The sequence below is a fragment of the Flavobacterium sp. genome (genome assembly GCF_029242675.1).
Lineage (GTDB): Bacteria > Bacteroidota > Bacteroidia > Flavobacteriales > Flavobacteriaceae > Flavobacterium.
The window spans coordinates 1-18127 of sequence record NZ_JAQWTM010000035.1; the positions used below are offsets into that span (position 1 = coordinate 1).

Annotated in this window: 11 protein-coding genes and 1 tRNA gene; 5 read left to right on the forward strand and 7 right to left on the reverse strand. The window is 37.8% G+C overall.

The annotated features are described in order from the left end of the window. Positions 1-816: DUF6377 domain-containing protein (locus P8M54_RS01275; protein ID WP_300284086.1), on the forward strand; the 816-nt coding region annotated here is incomplete at its 5' end. Positions 817-1136: 320 nt separating this feature from the next. Then, complete coding sequence (locus P8M54_RS01280) at positions 1137-3317, forward strand: glycoside hydrolase family 97 protein (protein ID WP_300284089.1); 2181 nt, start codon at positions 1137-1139, stop codon at positions 3315-3317. A gap of 56 nt (positions 3318-3373) precedes the next feature. Here P8M54_RS01280 and P8M54_RS01285 read toward each other — a convergent pair whose 3' ends face one another. The 6 genes from P8M54_RS01285 to P8M54_RS01310 all read right to left on the reverse strand — a co-directional run bounded on the left by P8M54_RS01285 (position 3374) and on the right by P8M54_RS01310 (position 12545). Then, complete coding sequence (locus tag P8M54_RS01285; RefSeq protein ID WP_300284092.1) at positions 3374-3832, reverse strand: FKBP-type peptidyl-prolyl cis-trans isomerase; 459 nt, start codon at positions 3830-3832, stop codon at positions 3374-3376. A gap of 79 nt (positions 3833-3911) precedes the next feature. After that, on the reverse strand, positions 3912-5264 hold the full coding sequence (locus tag P8M54_RS01290; RefSeq protein WP_300284095.1) for a DUF5689 domain-containing protein: 1353 nt from the start codon (positions 5262-5264) through the stop codon (positions 3912-3914). Between the two features lie 17 nt (positions 5265-5281). Next, positions 5282-8119, reverse strand: coding sequence for a TonB-dependent receptor (locus P8M54_RS01295; RefSeq protein ID WP_300284098.1), 2838 nt, complete (start codon positions 8117-8119; stop codon positions 5282-5284). Positions 8120-8548: 429 nt separating this feature from the next. After that, positions 8549-9763: an MFS transporter gene (locus P8M54_RS01300; protein ID WP_300284100.1), complete on the reverse strand. Its 1215-nt coding sequence runs from the start codon at positions 9761-9763 to the stop codon at positions 8549-8551. 170 nt (positions 9764-9933) lie between these two features. Further along, positions 9934-10974, reverse strand: coding sequence for a Gfo/Idh/MocA family oxidoreductase (locus P8M54_RS01305; protein WP_300284103.1), 1041 nt, complete (start codon positions 10972-10974; stop codon positions 9934-9936). A gap of 503 nt (positions 10975-11477) precedes the next feature. Next, the gene (locus P8M54_RS01310; protein ID WP_300284106.1) at positions 11478-12545 is read right to left on the reverse strand and encodes an NADH:flavin oxidoreductase/NADH oxidase; all 1068 of its coding nucleotides are present in this window, start codon (positions 12543-12545) and stop codon (positions 11478-11480) included. Positions 12546-12783: 238 nt separating this feature from the next. Between P8M54_RS01310 and rseP the strand changes: the two genes are divergently transcribed. The 3 genes from rseP (at position 12784) to P8M54_RS01325 (ending at position 16623) form a co-directional block, all read left to right on the forward strand. Beyond that, positions 12784-14127, forward strand: coding sequence for an RIP metalloprotease RseP (rseP, locus tag P8M54_RS01315; protein WP_300284109.1), 1344 nt, complete (start codon positions 12784-12786; stop codon positions 14125-14127). A 139-nt stretch (positions 14128-14266) separates the two neighbouring features. Beyond that, positions 14267-14340 (forward strand) — tRNA-Asn (locus P8M54_RS01320). Positions 14341-14979: 639 nt separating this feature from the next. Then, complete coding sequence (locus tag P8M54_RS01325; protein ID WP_300284112.1) at positions 14980-16623, forward strand: amidase family protein; 1644 nt, start codon at positions 14980-14982, stop codon at positions 16621-16623. A gap of 510 nt (positions 16624-17133) precedes the next feature. Here P8M54_RS01325 and P8M54_RS01330 read toward each other — a convergent pair. After that, the gene (locus P8M54_RS01330) at positions 17134-17553 is read right to left on the reverse strand and encodes a DUF2452 domain-containing protein (protein WP_300284115.1); all 420 of its coding nucleotides are present in this window, start codon (positions 17551-17553) and stop codon (positions 17134-17136) included. Between the last annotated feature and the right edge of the window lie 574 nt (positions 17554-18127).

Below are 18127 nucleotides of genomic sequence, written 5' to 3' on the forward strand. Positions count from 1 at the left end.
GATCGTTCCTATCGCTACATTCAACGCTCTCTTGAGGATGCGTTGTTTTGTAATGCTAGACTACGAACCTACGAAATTTCGAAAATGCTTCCCATTATTAGTGGTGCATATCAACATCAAAACAAAGCCAATCAAAAACAGTTACTGCTTTTTTTAGGTAGTATTAGTGTTCTGACTCTTGGCCTACTCTTTGTTTTTTTCCAGCTTTTCAAGCAAATGAAAAAATTAAAAACAGCTCAAAAAGAATTGAACGACGCCAATGTTCAGTTGATCAATTTAAATACGGCTTTGCAATCAGCTAACGCCGCATTAAATGAAACCAATAGCAGCCTCGCCGAAACCAATTTGGTAAAAGAAATATACATTGGTCGCTATATGGATCAATGCTCGGATTATATTGGAAAACTGGAAGGCTATCGCAAAAAATTGAACGTGATGGCAACAGCAGGAAAAATGAATCAACTACTAGATGCTATTAAATCCAAGCAGTTCATTGAAGCAGAATTAAAGGAATTTTACCAGAATTTTGATCAAACCTTTTTACAATTATTTCCGGATTTCATTCCGCAATTTGAAGCACTTCTCACCGATACCGAATTAACACAACCGAAAGATGAGGAATTGCTAAATACCGAATTGAGGATTTTTGCTTTAATTCGATTAGGAATAAAAGACAGTGCTAAAATTGCTGTTTTTTTGAGGTATTCCGTTTCTACAATTTATAATTATCGCTCTCAACTTAAAAATAAAGCAGTTGGTCCCCGAGAGGAATTTGAGACTAAAGTAATGCGCATTGGCACAAATTTTAAATCTTAGATTGGAGTAAAAATGATTATTTCGCAATAAATTTGATAAAAACCAGGTTTTTTACTTTTTAAAGTTACCACTTTTTTCTATTTGCTATTTTTTATAACTATTTGATTGTTTGGTATTTACTTTTATAAATCTGGATGATTATCTACTTTTTTAAATTGGAGAAAATCTTACTGCCGTAAAGCGCCTATTTTTAATGTTCGAAAACTCGATGATCAAATTCATTGCTTTGTACTTAATTGCGATAAAGTCTAGAGTCTACCGTTTTGAGTTTTTCATGATTATCTTACCAATAAAATAACTAGTAATTTACCTTTAAGAAAATGAAAAAGTATCTTTTATCAGTTCTGATCACGGTCGCATTCTTTGGCAACGCATCGGCTCAAGAGTTAAAATCACCCAACCAACAATTCCAAATGGAGTTTAAATTGCTCGCTGACGGTACTCCTACCTACAGTTTAGACTACAAAGGCAAAGTCGTAATCAAACAAAGTAAATTAGGTCTCGAGCTAAAAAGTGATAAAAAAACATTGGAGTATGATTTGAAGTACAGTACTGCTGAAACGGAGAAAAAATTACTCTTCGACAAAAACTCTTTGCTAAATAATTTCACTATCGTCAATACTCAAAATAGTACATTCGACGAAAACTGGAAACCTGTTTGGGGAGAAGTAGCTGAGATTAGAAACCATTATAATGAAATGGCTGTTACTTTGAATCAAAACGAAACCGACCGACAAATTGTGATTCGTTTTCGTTTATTTGACGACGGTCTTGGTTTTAGATACGAATTTCCAACTCAAAAAAATCTAATTTACTTTGTAATCAAAGAAGAAAGAACACAATTTTCAATGGCAGGAGATCATACTGCCTATTGGATTTCTGGGGACTACGATACACAAGAATACGATTACACAACCTCTAAATTATCTGAAATCAGAAACTTATCTAGACAAGCAAGAAGTGACAACGCTTCACAAACTTGGTTTTCGGATACAGGAGTACAAACAGCTCTAATGATGAAAACTGCTGATGGACTTTACATCAATTTACATGAAGCAGCTTTGATCGATTATTCCTGCATGAGTTTAAATTTAGATGATAAAACCATGATTTTCGAGTCGCATTTGACCCCGGACGCGCAAGGTGACAAAGGATATATGCAAGCTCCGTCACACTCACCATGGAGAACAATTATTGTTAATGATGATGCCCGTCAAATTTTAGCATCCAAAATGACCTTGAACTTAAATGATCCTTGTAAAATAGAAGATACTTCGTGGATTAAACCAGTGAAATATGTTGGTGTTTGGTGGGAAATGATCACTGGTAAAAGCTCATGGTCGTACACTAATGATTTTCCATCGATACAACTTGGGATAACTGATTATTCAGAGGCAAAACCAAATGGTACGCATGGAGCTACAACCAATCACGTTAAAGAATATATTGACTTTGCAGCGGCTAATGGTTTTGATGGCGTGCTAGTAGAAGGCTGGAACGAAGGTTGGGAAGATTGGTTTGGTCATTCGAAAGACTACGTTTTTGATTTTGTGACACCTTATCCTGATTTTGATGTAAAAGGGATTCATGAATATGCGAAAGCTAAAGGTGTAAAAATGATCATGCACCATGAAACCTCAGGTGCAACCAGAAACTACGAACGCCACATGGACAAAGCGTATCAATTCATGAACGACAACGGATACGATGCTGTAAAAAGTGGTTATGTTGGACCTATTTTACCCGTTGGTGAACATCATTACAGCCAATCGACTATTAATCATTACCAATATGCTATTGAAAAAGCAGCCGATTATAAAATTATGGTCAATGCACATGAGGCTGTTCGACCTACTGGAATTTGCAGAACGTATCCTAATTTAATAGGTAATGAAGCTGCTAGAGGAACTGAATTTCAGGCTTTTGGTGGATCAAAACCCAACCATGTAACCTTATTGCCTTTCACACGCTTGATAGGTGGACCGATGGACTATACGCCTGGAATTTTTGAAATGGATATTAAAAAATTCAGCCCAAATAATGATTCCCATGTTAACAGCACACTTGCTAACCAACTCGCGTTATATGTAACCATGTACAGTCCTTTGCAAATGGCAGCTGATTTAATTGAGCATTATAACCAATTTCCTGATGCTTTTCAATTTATCAAAGATGTGGCTATTGATTGGTCGGACAGTAAATATCTTGAAGCAGAGCCAGGACAATACATCACTGTGGCTAGAAAAGCAAAAGGAACCAACAATTGGTTTATTGGAAATGTAAATGGGGAAACGCCTCGTACCTCAACTATAGCTTTAGATTTTCTTGACAAAGGAAAAAAATATACTGCTACCATTTATGCTGACGCAAAAAATGCGCATTACAAAACGAATCCGCAAGCCTATACCATTCGAAAAATGACGGTAACTAGCAAATCTAAAATAGCGCAGTTATCGGCTCCCGGTGGAGGATATGCCATTAGTATAATGGAAATCAAATAAAAAAATAGGCTGTCACCAATGTGACAGCCTATTTTTTTAATATAGATGAGAAAATATTAATTAACCTTAATTAATTTAATATCAAAGATAAGTACGGATCCACCTGGAATTGGTCCTCTAGTACTGCTTCCATAACCTAAAGACGAGGGGATTAATAAAACACCGCTTCCGCCTTCTTTAAAATAAGGAATACCTTCAGTCCATCCTTGAATTACTTGTTGTAAGCCAAAAGAAATTCCAGCCTCGGTACTTTGATCAAATACTTTATCATTTGTAAAATAACCTTTGTAAGCAACCGTAACATTAGAGCTAGCCGTTGGTTGTTTTCCAGTCCCTGGCTCGTTGATGATGTAGTATAAACCGGTATCGCTTTTTACAGCAATTAACTTTTTGGCGGTAAGGTAGTCTTTAATCTCTTTTTCGTTTTGAACTGTATAATCAACTGGATCAGTTGTAGGATCAGAAAAACAAGAAACAAATAATAAAGAAACGAGCGCTAATAATGTAGATTTCATAAGATGGTATTTTGTATGCCTACAAATATATAAATTAGGCGCAACATACCATTAGTTTTTATAGTGCATTTTTAGCTTTTTAATCTCCAAACAGCTGAACGTCATCAACCTGAAAAGCACCGTCTAGAGCGGTATTTTTCCCTGAACCCGTATATTTAAATGCAATATTAATTTGACCACCATACTTTGACAAATCAATTCCTCCTGAACCCACGAACTGGTACCAGGGTGTTGCTTGTGTAGGCAGGATCGCTTTAAGGGTTACCCAAGTTGCTTTAGTCACATTTAAACCGTCAAAATTAGTTGAAACCAAAACTTCCAATGCGTTTAGTGGCGAATCAATATCGAGGTGGTGTTGTGCTGCACGAAAAGTTAGAATTTCGTTTTTATGTGCATCCATATCGATCTTTGGTGAAATTAACCAAGCAATATTAGAATTTACCTTGGTGCCGCTAATCACAAATTCGGCATAACCATTACCCGAGTACACTCCCCCTTTCCAAACTGGTGTGCCACTTACGGCAATATTCGTCCAACCGGGTAAACTCAAATTAGACTTGTCGACTACCGTTTGAAAATTTTGAATAAAAAAAGGAGTTGCTTTGGTACCTGTCATCACCACATCTTTTTCGGAACGAGCCACTAATTGGTAATCAGTACCAAATTTAGTTAGTACGCCTCTCACTTTTCCGCTGCCGCTTGGAACTACACTTTTGGAGAAATCAGCATAGCTACTGGTCCTAAAAATAAGTTGATTTCCGTTTTTATCAATTAAACTCCAGTTGGTTGCACCCCCAATATTATTCGCTTCTTCAAAATAGTGTCTGCCTACTGCCGCCTCTGTAAATTGCACTCCACTTACTTCAACTAAAGTATTTAAATTGCTGTCCTTAACCAAATCAACTATAGACAGCGACCGAACTAGAACTTCTTCTTTTACATTGGTACACGAAGCATTCAGTACTTTTTTGTAATCGTTTTGAGTTAGCCTTCCTACGGCGCCTTCATTATAGGAGTTAACATAAATACTGCCTATGCGCAAACTACCATAATTAATGTCAGTATATTGATTGAGCATTTTAACGTACACTTTGTTCCCTACTCTAAAATCCACATACAAATTAGTAGCATCTACAGGAACGCTAAAACCCATTGCTGGTTTACTGGCTGTGGCCAAAGTTTGAAGGGAAATCGTCTTGAAAAAATTGCCATTTTCATCACTAGAAACAACATAGGCTTCGATAATATCATCATAGGCATATTTAGTAACAATCGCTCCAGCGGTAGCTTGTATTGCTTCTACTGATTTATTGACAACAAAATCAGGTTGGGAACAGACTAATTTAGGAATCGCGGTTTCGTCACTTGCACAATTAGTAAAAAAACTCGCAACAACTACCAACACATAAAAGGCACACTTTGTATTTTTCATAACACTTGCTTTTAAATTTAAAAACTGAAATAGAGATTAACAAAATAAGTTCGTCCATACCCATAAAAATATTTGTTACCAAAAGAGGGTGTTCCGCTAGAAACATCCTGATTTAATTGTCTGAAATTTGCATTTCGAGCTTGCTCATAACCACCTGTTTTGTATTTGGTATCAAGTACGTTATTCACACTTGCAAAAAGTCCCAACGTCTTGGTTTTAATGCGCCACGACTTACCACCAATAAGATTGACTAATAGTATAGGGTCAAATTTTTCTTGTTTCAACAACGTGGCTGCGCGTTCCTCGGTGGCTTCCGGAAAAGTAAAACCGCTCGCTGGATTGGTATAAAAACTATTTGTTCTCGTTATAGGAGAAACATCAATATAGGTGTCCGCTAAATAATTAGCATTAGTCCCAATCCACCAATAAGTAGGATCGCGATACTCTAAACCAAGGCTATACCCTTGCTGTGGCGTACCGGCTTGTTTGTAGTTTTTTAATAATGCCGTACCAAAATCAAAGTAGGGTTTGGTGTTATCAACTGTGGCTAACGCATCATTGCTAATAGTCACATTCGGATTATTATCATAAGTGAATTTACCATAAGCAGCAGAGAAGGTGCTTTTTAAAGTAATTGTCAATTGGTACTCAAAACTCAACTCAGCACCTATATTTTTTCGATCTAAATGCGTCAAAGTCTGACTTACAAATCCGTTGGTATTCGTGTAGCCTGCACCGTTGTCAAATATCCCTTCGGCATAATAAAAGGCTGTTCGAGTGGCATTTTTTATGGTCGAATAGTAGCCCGTTATTCTTGATTTTAGCTTTGGTGAACGATATACATAAGTTGCATCAAGGCTATTAATTGCTTCACTTTGTAACCCATCGACAATAGCATTGTTTAACCGGGCATTGGGAAATGTGTTGCGAATTGTAGGGGCTCGAGTACTGTGAGCGGCATTGAAATTCAAAGATTTTTTACCCGAAATTTTAAAGGTAATACCCGTTTTAAATCCAAAGTTTTCAAAATTAATCGGCTCACTTTTACCAAATGAAATCGTTTCGTAAATTCCGTTTTTATACAAGCCGTCACGTTGGTAGGTCGCATTGCTGTACGACTGCGCCACATAAAAATCGACTTTATTGTAGCTGAACTTAAATTGCATAAAAGCGTCCAAAGTTTGGGCTGCATATTTATAATTGTAACCATAAGCATCGCCCACTACCACTTGCCTGTTAGGATTATTTAAATCCGATTGGGACTGATTTCCCGTATAAAAACCATCGATATCCTCAAAGAAAGTTCCACCTAGTAAGTCTACTACTTTTTGATAATTATGCGATTTAAAATCCCTAAAGGAAGCACCTGCATTGATGATAAGATTGTCGCTAAATTGCGTATTGAAATTTGAATTTGCTACTAGTGTTTGGTCATCGGTTCGGTCTTCATACAAAACATAGCGACTTTGAGCCGGCTCGTAACCGGTTATTTGACCATTGTTTCCCAGGACAGGATTTTGATTGGCACGGTACATTGCTTCCCAATCTATTTGCGGATTGGCTAAAAATGCTAATCGGCTTTTCTCGGCATTTTCAAAATCAGGTACAAAAGCTCCTGAGAATTCTCCCTTATCGCGTTCAAAAAGCGAACTGTAATAGCTAGGCAATTTCCTAAAATAAGTTGGATCCGGACTATTGGCGTTTTGATAATCGAGATTGGTGTTTCCTACTTTACCAAACTGATACATAACACTTGAGTTCAGGTTAGTACGATCATTAATTTTATAATAATGATTGAGCATTATAATAGGCTCCGCGATTGTTTTTTCTCTTGCATTTCGTTTTTTACCATTTTGAAATCCCCAATAGGAGTTATAGGTTTCCGATGTTAATTGCGTAACCTCATCCGTGTTTGGTGAATTTTTGCCTCGGGTATTGGGCGTATAAAATCCGCTGATATTGATGGCGTGTTTGTCATTTAGCGTCTTCTCGATACTCGCAAAAACCGAATTCCCGTCGTAATTTGTTCCTTCAAAATAGCCTTCTTGCGCATAGCGCTTTCCTGCTGATACTACGTAGGACCAGCCACTGTTACTCGTACCTGAGGCATAGGTCGCCATCATGCGAAAGGTATAATTAGTATTGGTTCCCGAAAAGGTAATGCGCGCTCCTGGTCTATAAATTGAAGCTCTAGTGTTGATTTCTTGGGTTCCTAAGATACCACCAAAAGCATAATCAGATGGTGCCGTACCCACAGAAAATTCCTGGTTGCGAGTCGCATCATTGAGTCCGCCCCAATTGCCCCATTGTGGCCTACCATCAAAAAGTTTGTTCATGGTAACGCCATTAATCATTGTGGTAGCGTTTTCACTATCTAATCCCCGAATTCGAAAACGGGCTTGGCCCCAATTAAATGCAGCGGCTTGCTGAAAAGCATCTCGGGAGGATTGCAGTAAGCCCGAAGTACTTTCGGATCCGCTATTGTCATCGGTTAGGTCATTTTCAAATAGGCGCACTACAGTATTTTGTTGGTCGTTAAACTGATCTTCTTCTAGCAAAATTATACCTAAGTCTATCGTTTCATTTAATGCAATCGTTACGGGATATAAAGCTTCCTTGTAGCTTTGATTTCTAAAAAGTAGTAGTTGTTCCCCTATTGGAATAGCTGTAAAATTAAAACTTCCATCTGTTTCGGTAATTTGGGTAAAAGTTGTGTTTTGGATACTCACCACCACAAAAGCAAGGGGTTGCATTGTTTTGGAATCCAATACCTTTCCCGAAATGGCTGCAGTAGATTGCGCCAAGAATGGACTACAATGTAAAACAAAAAAGAGTGCAAAAATACCTTTTTTCATAAAAACCATTTATAAACTGTTTTTAGGTTTCAAACTTCGCGTACTTTTTTTGTAGGGCAACAAAAGAGTAAAGCGTCTCAATACTATTACTGAGATTACAAGCTGTTCTTTAGGAAAAGGTGTTTTTAGGAAATGTATTCGAAGGCGGAAGCGGCTTTACATACAATTAATTATACAGTGGTATTTATAGTATAACTAGTTTTTAATCTTGTACTTAGCAATGCTAAAGTAAGAAAAAAACTATTTGAAAAACATTTTGGTAAAAAAAATATTTCAAAAACGTCGGGAGGATTGAAAAACGGGAGTAATAGCCCTGATAGGAGCGTGTATCCTTTTTATTTTGAGCTGTTTTTTAGCTCAAAATAAAAAGATACTGCGTATAGCGGGTGTAAATGTGTCCTGAAAAAGGAAACGATCTGCTCCTAAAAATTATCGAAAGGCCTTGATTCTAGAAACTAAAATTGCAATTACAAGTCCGAATATTCCAATAAAAGCAAACGAAAAACGCAGTCCAAAAAGTTCGGCTATGTATCCAATTACCGGTGGCCCCATTAAAAAACCAAGGAAACTAACGCTCGAAACGGCTGTAAGTGCCTCGCCTGGCGGGATTGTTGGGTGCTTACCTGCAAGACTATATAAAGTTGGGACGATAGTCGATACGCCCAATCCTACGATCATAAATCCTATGGTTGACGGAACCAAATACGGGAAAAATACGGCGGTAAAAAGTCCGGTTGAAATAAGGATACCTCCTCCTTGTATTACTGCTTTTCGACCAAATTTATTTATCATGCCATCACCGAAGAAACGTCCGGTTGCCATCATTATCATGAATGAGATATACCCTAAAACAATGAGTTCACCGGGCGCTTTGACAACATCCTTGAAATAAACACCGCTCCAGTCAAACATGATTCCTTCGCTGGCCATACAACCAAATCCTATGACTCCAAGCCACAACAAGGCAGCATCAGGTTTAGAAAATAATTTTGTTTTTTGGGTTGCTTTGGGAAGTTCTTTGGCTTTGATTAAATAATGGTAATTAAGAACTACCAAAAGGATTACAACGGTCCCTACGATTAAAAAGTGCTCGTGAGGTGTTAACTCTAAATACAACATTCCCAAACCTATTAGTGCTCCCGTAAAACCGGCAAAACTCCATACCCCATGAAAGGAGGCCATGATCGTTTTATTAAAAAGTTTCTCAGTATAAACGCCTTGGGTATTGACTGCGATGTTGTTCATATTGCCAAAGATTCCAAAGAGAAAAAGGCTAAAGGCCAGTTGCCAAGCCGAAGTTGCAAGTCCTAAATTAGACAAGCAAATGGCATACATTATAACCGAGAAAACCACTAAACGATGACTGCCATAGCGAGTAACTAATTTTCCGGAGAATGGCATCATAACCAATTGTCCAACCGGAAGTGCAAATAAAATACTCCCTAGATCCGCATCGCTAAGCGCTAATGTCATTTTGATATCTGGAATTCTGCTGGCCCAAGTGGCAAAACACAATCCCATACCAAAGTAGAAAGCTGAGACCGCAAGACGTATCCGATTGAGATACGACTGCTTCGCTTTTCTAAAATTTTTTTTGATTTTTCCTTGAGCTGTAAAGCTTCCTATAAAATTTAAACGTAACAAAGGCTGTAATTATATATTGTGAAGGGCAAAAGTACAAAAACCATTAGGGAAGTATGTTATACCTTGTTTAACTCCATGTACATACATCGTTATCGTTCTTGGTTTTGTACGAAAAAAGCCTATTGTCTAATCCGAAAACAGGCTTTGCAGTTGTGAGCTAATTGCATGTATTACAAATCGATACCTTTTTTATGCAAGCTACTTTGAATAGCGGCTTCGATTACGCGCATGACTTGTACGCCTTCTAGCGCGGTCACTGGTTCTATACTATCGTTCACGATTGCCTGATGCATGCCTTCAAAAAAGTCGTAATAATTCCCTTGAAGCGTCCGTATGTTGTTGCGTACAACTTCGCCATCTGTGACTGTATGCAATAGTCCCTCTTTGGCTATTGGCTCCGTTCCCCAATCGTCTAAATTTGGTTTTTTACCTGCTTTTAATTCATCCTCCTGTACATCGCCACGGTGCTTTAAAAAAGAACCTTTTCTTCCGTGTACAACATACGCTGGATTAGCTTCGCGTACAAAAAAACCTGCTTTGAGGCGCACTCTAAAGTCAGGATAGTACAAAACAATATCGATCCAATCATCTACTAACGAACCCGTTCTTGTAGTCCGAATATCAGCATAAACCGTTGTGGGGAATCCAAATAAGTAGAGCGCTTGATCGATGAGATGCGGACCCAAATCTTTTAGAATTCCGGCTCCATCATTGGCGGATTCTTTGTGTAGCTTAGGACTCAAGCTAGGATTGTAACGGTCAAAATGAAACTCGGCTTCTACCATTTCTCCTAGAAGACCGTCTGCTACTACTTGTTTGACCGTTTTAAGATCGCTGTCCCACCTGCGATTTTGAAACACGGCGAGCTTCACCCCTTTGGCCTTTGCAATAGCGGCTAGTTCCTGAGCTTCTGCAACAGTGGTCGTAAATGCTTTCTCGACAATGGCATGTTTGCCTGCTTGCAGCACCTGCTTAGCATATTCGTAATGAGTAGCGACAGGCGTATTGATTATCACTAATTCAGCCTCTGAATCTAGTATTGCCTCTAGTGTAGGATAGCTTGTGACAGTTGGATAATCCAGTTGAATTAGTTTTTTAGACCGCTCCCACGAACCCATAAGTTCAAAACCAGGATGTAGTTCTAAAAAAGGCGCGTGAAAAACCTTGCCTGACATTCCGTAGGACAAAAGTGCTGTTTTTATTTTTTGCATATGAGGTTGTTTAGTGCGTGCGAAGTTGTTGCTGTACATGAAATTTCAACATATAGGTTATATAAGTTTTCTTGCCAGTGTTTCTGTACTTAAAATTTAAACATATAAGTCATATAAGTGTTGCTGTATTTAAATCTTAAAACACATAAGTCATATAAGCTATTTGTGATAAATTTCTTGGGTGTATTAAAAACCGTCATGAATTGAAACCTAAAAAACTTAAATGACTTATATGGTTCAAAAACAACTACACCATAAAACTTAAGTGATATATATGGTTCAAAACAGCTTACACCATAAGACTTACATGGTTCAAAAACAACTTAAACCATAAGACTTAAATGATTTATATCGTTCAAAAACAACTTACTCCATAAAACTTAAATGACTTATATGGTTTAATAACAGCTTACACCATAAAACTTAAGTAATATATATGGTTCAAAAACAACTACACCATAAAACTTATATGACTTATATGTTAAAAAAAATTCTTTTAGAAACTACTTTTTAGCGCGTTCGTATTGCTTTGGCCAAGTAATTTCAGCTTCTAAATCATGTGCAAAAGTCAGGGCTAAATTAGGATCACGCAATGACTCTCTGGCAAACAAAACCATATCGGCTTTGCCTGACGCCACTATTTCTTCGGCTTGTTTGGCTTCGGTGATTAAACCAACAGCTCCCGTTAAAATTCCGGCTTGTGATTTTATTTGATCTGCAAAAGGAACTTGGTAGTTAGGTCCAACAGGTATTTTTTGGTGTGAAACCAACGCACCTGAAGAAACATCAATTAAATCAACCCCTTTCTCTTTTAGAATTTTAGAAAGTGCTACCGATTCTTCGGCGTTCCAGCCACCTTCAGCCCAATCCGTTGCCGATATTCGTACGAATAAAGGTAAGTTAGACGGCCATTCCGTTTGTACCGCTTCTACTACTTCTAGGGTAAGGCGAATGCGGTTTTCAAAACTCCCTCCGTAATTGTCTGTTCGCACATTCGATAAAGGCGACAAAAATTGGTGCAGTAAATAACCGTGTGCTGCATGAATTTCAATCACTTTATAACCGGCTTGCACTGCTCTTTTGGTCGCGGTTGTAAAATCGGTAATCACTTTTTGAATCGCTTCGCTATCCATGGCAACTGGCATTGCTTCGTTATCATGGTACCCAATCGCTGATGGGGCCACCGTTTGCCATCCACCTTGAGGGGCATCTAATTTTTTATTGCCATTCCACGGAGCCGAAACACTCGCCTTACGACCAGCATGCGCTAGTTGTATTCCGGGAACCGAGTTTTGACCACTAATAAACTGATTGATTTGTTGCAGCTTTTCAATATGTTCGTCTTTCCATATCCCCAAATCTTCTGGCGAAATACGACCTTCTGGCGAAACCGCTGTTGCTTCTTGAATAATTAAACTTACACCTCCAATTGCGCGACTTCCAAGGTGAACAAGGTGCCAATCATTAGCAAAACCATCTATGGCCGAATATTGGCACATGGGTGCAATGGCGATGCGGTTTTTAAAATTAATGTCTTTTATTTGAAGGGAAGTAAATAATGTAGTACTCATATTCTATTGTAATTTATGGTGTGAGGCACGACCTGGGTTAAACAAAAAGCTTTTTACCGTTTTAAACAAACGCGTTCGTGCTTTAAAAATTTAAAAAGTAAAGTTAGTAGACAATCCGCAAAGGATCATTCAAAAATCATTAATTAACAAACATTTAAACTCTTGTGGAATAATTATTGCAAAATAAACAAATAGAAAACCTTACTTTTGTGAGTTGTATAAGAATTAAAATTAAAAAATGGATCTATTTATCAAGCTTTCTCAATTTTTATTGAGCTTATCATTACTTATTATCTTGCACGAATTAGGACATTTTATTCCTGCTAAATTGTTTAAAACTAGAGTCGAAAAATTTTACTTGTTTTTTGACGTTAAATATTCCCTACTAAAAAAGAAAATTGGCGAAACTGAATACGGTATTGGATGGTTACCACTGGGTGGTTACGTAAAAATATCAGGTATGATCGACGAGAGTATGGACAAAGAGCAAATGGCTTTGCCCCCACAACCCTGGGAGTTCCGCTCTAAACCAGCGTACCAGCGTTTGATTATCATGCTTGGTGGTGTTACGGTTAACTTTATCTTGGCTTTTATTATTTATATCGGAATGGCATTTGCTTACGGCGACACTTATGTGGCTAGTACCGATTTTAAAGACGGGATGTTAATCGAGAATCCAGTAATGCTTAAAGCAGGTTTTAAAACCGGTGACAAATTTCTTGCTGCTGATGGCAAACCAATCGAACGATTTGATAATGACATCAACATGACCATTATCATGGCTAAAAAAGTGTTGGTGGAACGCAACGGAATCCAACAAGAAATTACGATGCCTATTGATTTAGTAGATCAATTGTCTAAATACGAAAAAGGATCCTTGATCGCTACTCGTACTCCTTTTGTAGTTGGTGCTGTTGCTGAAAACTCTCCCAACACTAATTTACTACCTAAAGACATCATTACTTCTTTAAACGGTAAATCTACTCGCTACTTTGATCAAGCTGCTGCCATTTTAGAGAGTAACAAAGGTAAAACCATTCCGGCAACAATTGTACGCGATTTAAAACCCCAAAATATCACCCTAATTGTTTCTAAAGAAGGTAAATTAGAGGTTCAACCAGGAGGGGTAAGTCTAGAATCACTTGAGAAATTAGGCTATTATAAAGTAAGCAAAAAAGAATACAGCTTTGCCGAAGCGATTCCAGTAGGACTTATTAAAGGTAAAGACCAGTTGATCGGATATGGAAAACAATTAAAAATGATTTTTAGTCCAAGCACCGGTGCGTACAAACAAGTGGGTGGATTCAAAGCAATTTTCGACATCTTTCCGGAGACTTGGAGTTGGGAAACTTTCTGGAGAATCACGGCTTTGCTATCGATTATGCTAGGAGTTATGAACTTATTACCTATTCCGGCACTTGATGGTGGTCACGTAATGTTTTTATTATACGAAATATTTTCAGGTAAAAAACCATCTGACAAATTCCTAGAGAACGCACAAATGGTTGGTTTTGTTTTACTTATCACACTGTTACTATTTGCTAACGGAAACGATATTTACAAATCGATTATAGGGAAGTAAAAAAAATAAAAAAAAGTTGAATTTTTATTTGCACAAATCAAATGATAGCCTATCTTTGCACCGCTTTACAACTGAAACGAATATCAGAATAAAGCAACAACAAAGATTTAAAAGTTCATACAAATAACAATATACATTTTCCTTCTTAGCTCAGTTGGTTAGAGCATCTGACTGTTAATCAGAGGGTCCTTGGTTCGAGCCCAAGAGAGGGAGCTTTTTAAAACCTGATACGAAAGTATCAGGTTTTTTTGTGGCCTATTGTGGCGAGAAGTTTATCCTGAATTTATTTCGGGAAGCCCAAGAGAGGGAGCTTTTTAAAAAGACTTTACAGCAATGTAAGGTCTTTTTTGTTTTATATACCGTTCTCTATTTTAATCTTCTGTTGTTTTTGGGAGCTACTTCCTGCCTTTCATTACATTCTTATTTATAGACCTTGCTTTTCTAAGGCATACAAGGAGCTTTTTACAGTCGCTCTTGTATACCGCGAAAAACAGCGGCCTATTGCATAAGGAATTCCATTGCAGTCAGGGCTAGGAAATCTCAATTTTAAAAGAAGTTTTGTTTACTGTTGGCTATTTAATTTTCAAAATACTACTTCTGCTTTTACAGTCACTCTGCTACAATGGTACAATACAAGTTTATCTTTAGGTTACTATGAATCCTCTAAAGATTTCATTATTTTTAACAACAACTAAAGACTAGTGCTTTTGCTCGTACTAAATGAATTTAATTTCTTTTCTATAAAAAAAGCTAACCGCTTTGATTCAATTAGCTTCTTTGTAGTACTTAGTGTAAAAACAAACCCAAACTAAACCAAAAACAACCAAACTATAATCCTAATATTTAAATCATATGAAGAAAATTCTTTTCCTCTCTCTATTTTTTATATTGGCTTGTAAGCCAACTCAAAAAACGGTTATTCCAGCTTGGACTCCGTATGACGAAACCGAAGAGCTCGCTAAAAACGCCACCCACGCATCCACGAGAATGCAATACAAGTTGATCCAATCTAAAATTTTGGATAAAAATGCAATTTGGAAAAACATAGCGCAACAATTAGGTTCTTTTTCGGAAGCCGATTATCAAAGGCTAAAACCACTTATTTTAGAACAAAACATTCCTACCATTCAATCCCATATTCAATCAGGCAGTTTGAGCTACGAACAATTAACACAATGGTATTTATACCGAATCGTGAAATTTGAGAATGACAAAGACAAAATGCTCAACGCCATCATTGCCATTAACCCAAATGCCGTTCAGGAAGCAAGAAAAAGAGATAAAAGCAAATCCAATACAAACCATCCCATTTACGGTATTCCCATACTCGTAAAAGACAATGTAAACGTCGCAGGCATGCCTACCACCGCTGGCACACACTTGCTGCGCAACAATATCGCTGCTGATGCTTTCATCATTACGCAACTAAAAAGTCAAGGCGCTATTATTTTAGGAAAAACAAACCTGAACGAATGGGCCAATTTCCTTCACCTTTCGGGTCCTAATGGTTATAGCGCCGTAGGAGGACAAACACTCAATCCCTATGGACGTAAACTATTCGATACCGGTGGTTCAAGCGCAGGAAGTGGTGTAGCTGTAGCTGCTAATTATGCCGCAGCCGCTGTGGGAACTGAGACTTCGGGCTCTATTCTTTCTCCTTCTTGGCAAAATTCAGTTATTGGTCTAAAACCAACTACGGGTTTACTAAGTCGAACCGGTATTATTCCCATATCGAGCACACTGGATACGCCAGGACCAATGACAAAAAACACAACGGATAGCGCCATCCTTCTTTCGGCCATGAGTGGCCAAGACCTGAATGATTCTGCTAGCAAGAACAATCCAAAAAACACAAACTACCTCGAGAGTTTAAAGAAGGGTTCACTCGAAGGATTGCGATTTGGCGCCATTAAAAACTTTTTAGGAGATTCTATCTACAAGCAAAGCATTAATACCATAATCAAGTTGGGCGGTATTGTGGTTGAGTATGAACCTGAACCTATGAATTTTGACGGATTTGGTACGATACTTACTGCCGACATGAAAGTAGATCTCCCTGCTTACCTCAATAAATATGCAGCTGCAGACCTAACTAGCAAATCGATTGCTGCAATCATCGCCTACAATAACAGCGATCCAGCACTGAAAATTCCTTATGGTCAAGGTCGTTTTGATGGCATGTTAACAGACACCACTTCTGCCGAAGAATTAGTACTTATCAAAGCCAAAGTCAGAAAAGAAGGCGTTACATTTTTTGAAACGCCCATGGTAAAATACCAGCTCGATGCCATCTTATCCATAAACAATAACAACGCAGGTCAAGCCGCAGCGGCCAATTACCCTTGCTTAACTATTCCTATGGGATACAAAACTACAGGTGAACCTTGGGGACTTACCTTTATAACCAGACCCTATCAAGAAGAGCGCCTTTTACAAATGGGAATTGCCTTTGAAAAAGCAACCAAAATCCGAAAGGCACCTCAAGCATACAATTAGGTTTACATTTGTCCCAACTATAAAACTATTAGCTAATAGATCCTACTTATATTGGTTACAGCTCCGCTCGAAAGCAGGAAAAAGCAAGTTACATTGCCGCCTAAAAACTACTGCATCATCCGGGATCGACCTAAAGTGACTAAAAAAACAGAAAGTGGAGCATCGCACCACAACTACCAATAATCAGGATTCGCTTAAATTAAAAAAGACTTTACACTGCTGTAAAGTCTTATTTGTTTTTAAATACTTCAGGTAAAAAATTAGCCATAATGAGAATCATTGCTGCTTTGGATTCTAAAAAACCACTAAACCAATAGCATAGTTGCACTACTATATAATCCGACTCTCATAAACTACCTAGCCATAAAACCGGCAAAGCGGGCCTTAGACAATCCGTTTGCGATTATAGGTCAAACAAAAAACGGCTCCGCCCTAAAGCACAACCGTTTTACAAACAAATCAATAAACTAAAACTATGCAGTGCCCAAAGCACAATCTAATTTTATATTTTTAAAAAACAGAACGCTCCTCAGCTTTCAAATGAATCCATTTTTTATCACTATTCAGTTTAAAAGTACCTATGTGTTCGCGGTTCCATTCTTGGGGCGAAATCAAGGATAAAAAGTTCACACCCGCCGCATCGCGGTACAAATGATAAATCTCGCCTATGACCGGCTCAAACGAAAACTTAGCGCTGTACACCAACTCATTCCATTCGTATTCCTCCATCAGCTGCTGGTATTGCAACTTCAGCTCGTTAAATTTCAACTCCAGTTCCTTATTCACCGTAGTAATCCCTCTACTCTTCCACGACACTAAATCATCCACCCTAATCACAGGCGCACCCACCGTTGTAGCATAAGGCAATACATTAGCATTGTATCCCTCCTCTGCAGAGTACACAATGTTATCTGGTTTTTTATTTTCCATTTTGTTTATCATTTACATTGCAAAGTTAAACAAAAAATTAAAACCGAAACCCAATCTTACCATTTTCAGTACCTAAAATATAATTTTGATGTTACTCTCTAAAACCAAAAACAGTTAAAAGCCATGATATTCAACAAAGTCGCATTTTTTAGTATCAAAAAATAGCATATTATCATTTATTTAGCCTAAATTTTACTACTTTTGTACCAATCTTAAAAATTTTAATAGCCGTAAAAAACCTTTTGGTGTTTACAAATAATCCTATAATAAGGCAAATCGGCTCACTGCAGCAGTAGTTGAAATAAAATACAATACCAAAACCGCAATTTAGTTAATGCATTTGCAGTTAAGACCATCCTTCACCGGGTGGTCTTTTTTTATGCTCAACAGTTTAGTTTTTAGGAGCAATTCCCGCCCTCCGCTTCACTCTGTTTTGTACCGCTTTGTTTTTTAAGGACCGCAAGGAGCTTCTTGCAGTCGCTCTTGCAGCCCAAAAAAACTACAGCCGCCCTGCAACAGGAGTTTCGCTAGGGTCGGGGCTAGGGGAATCGATTTTTAAAACAATGTATATTAT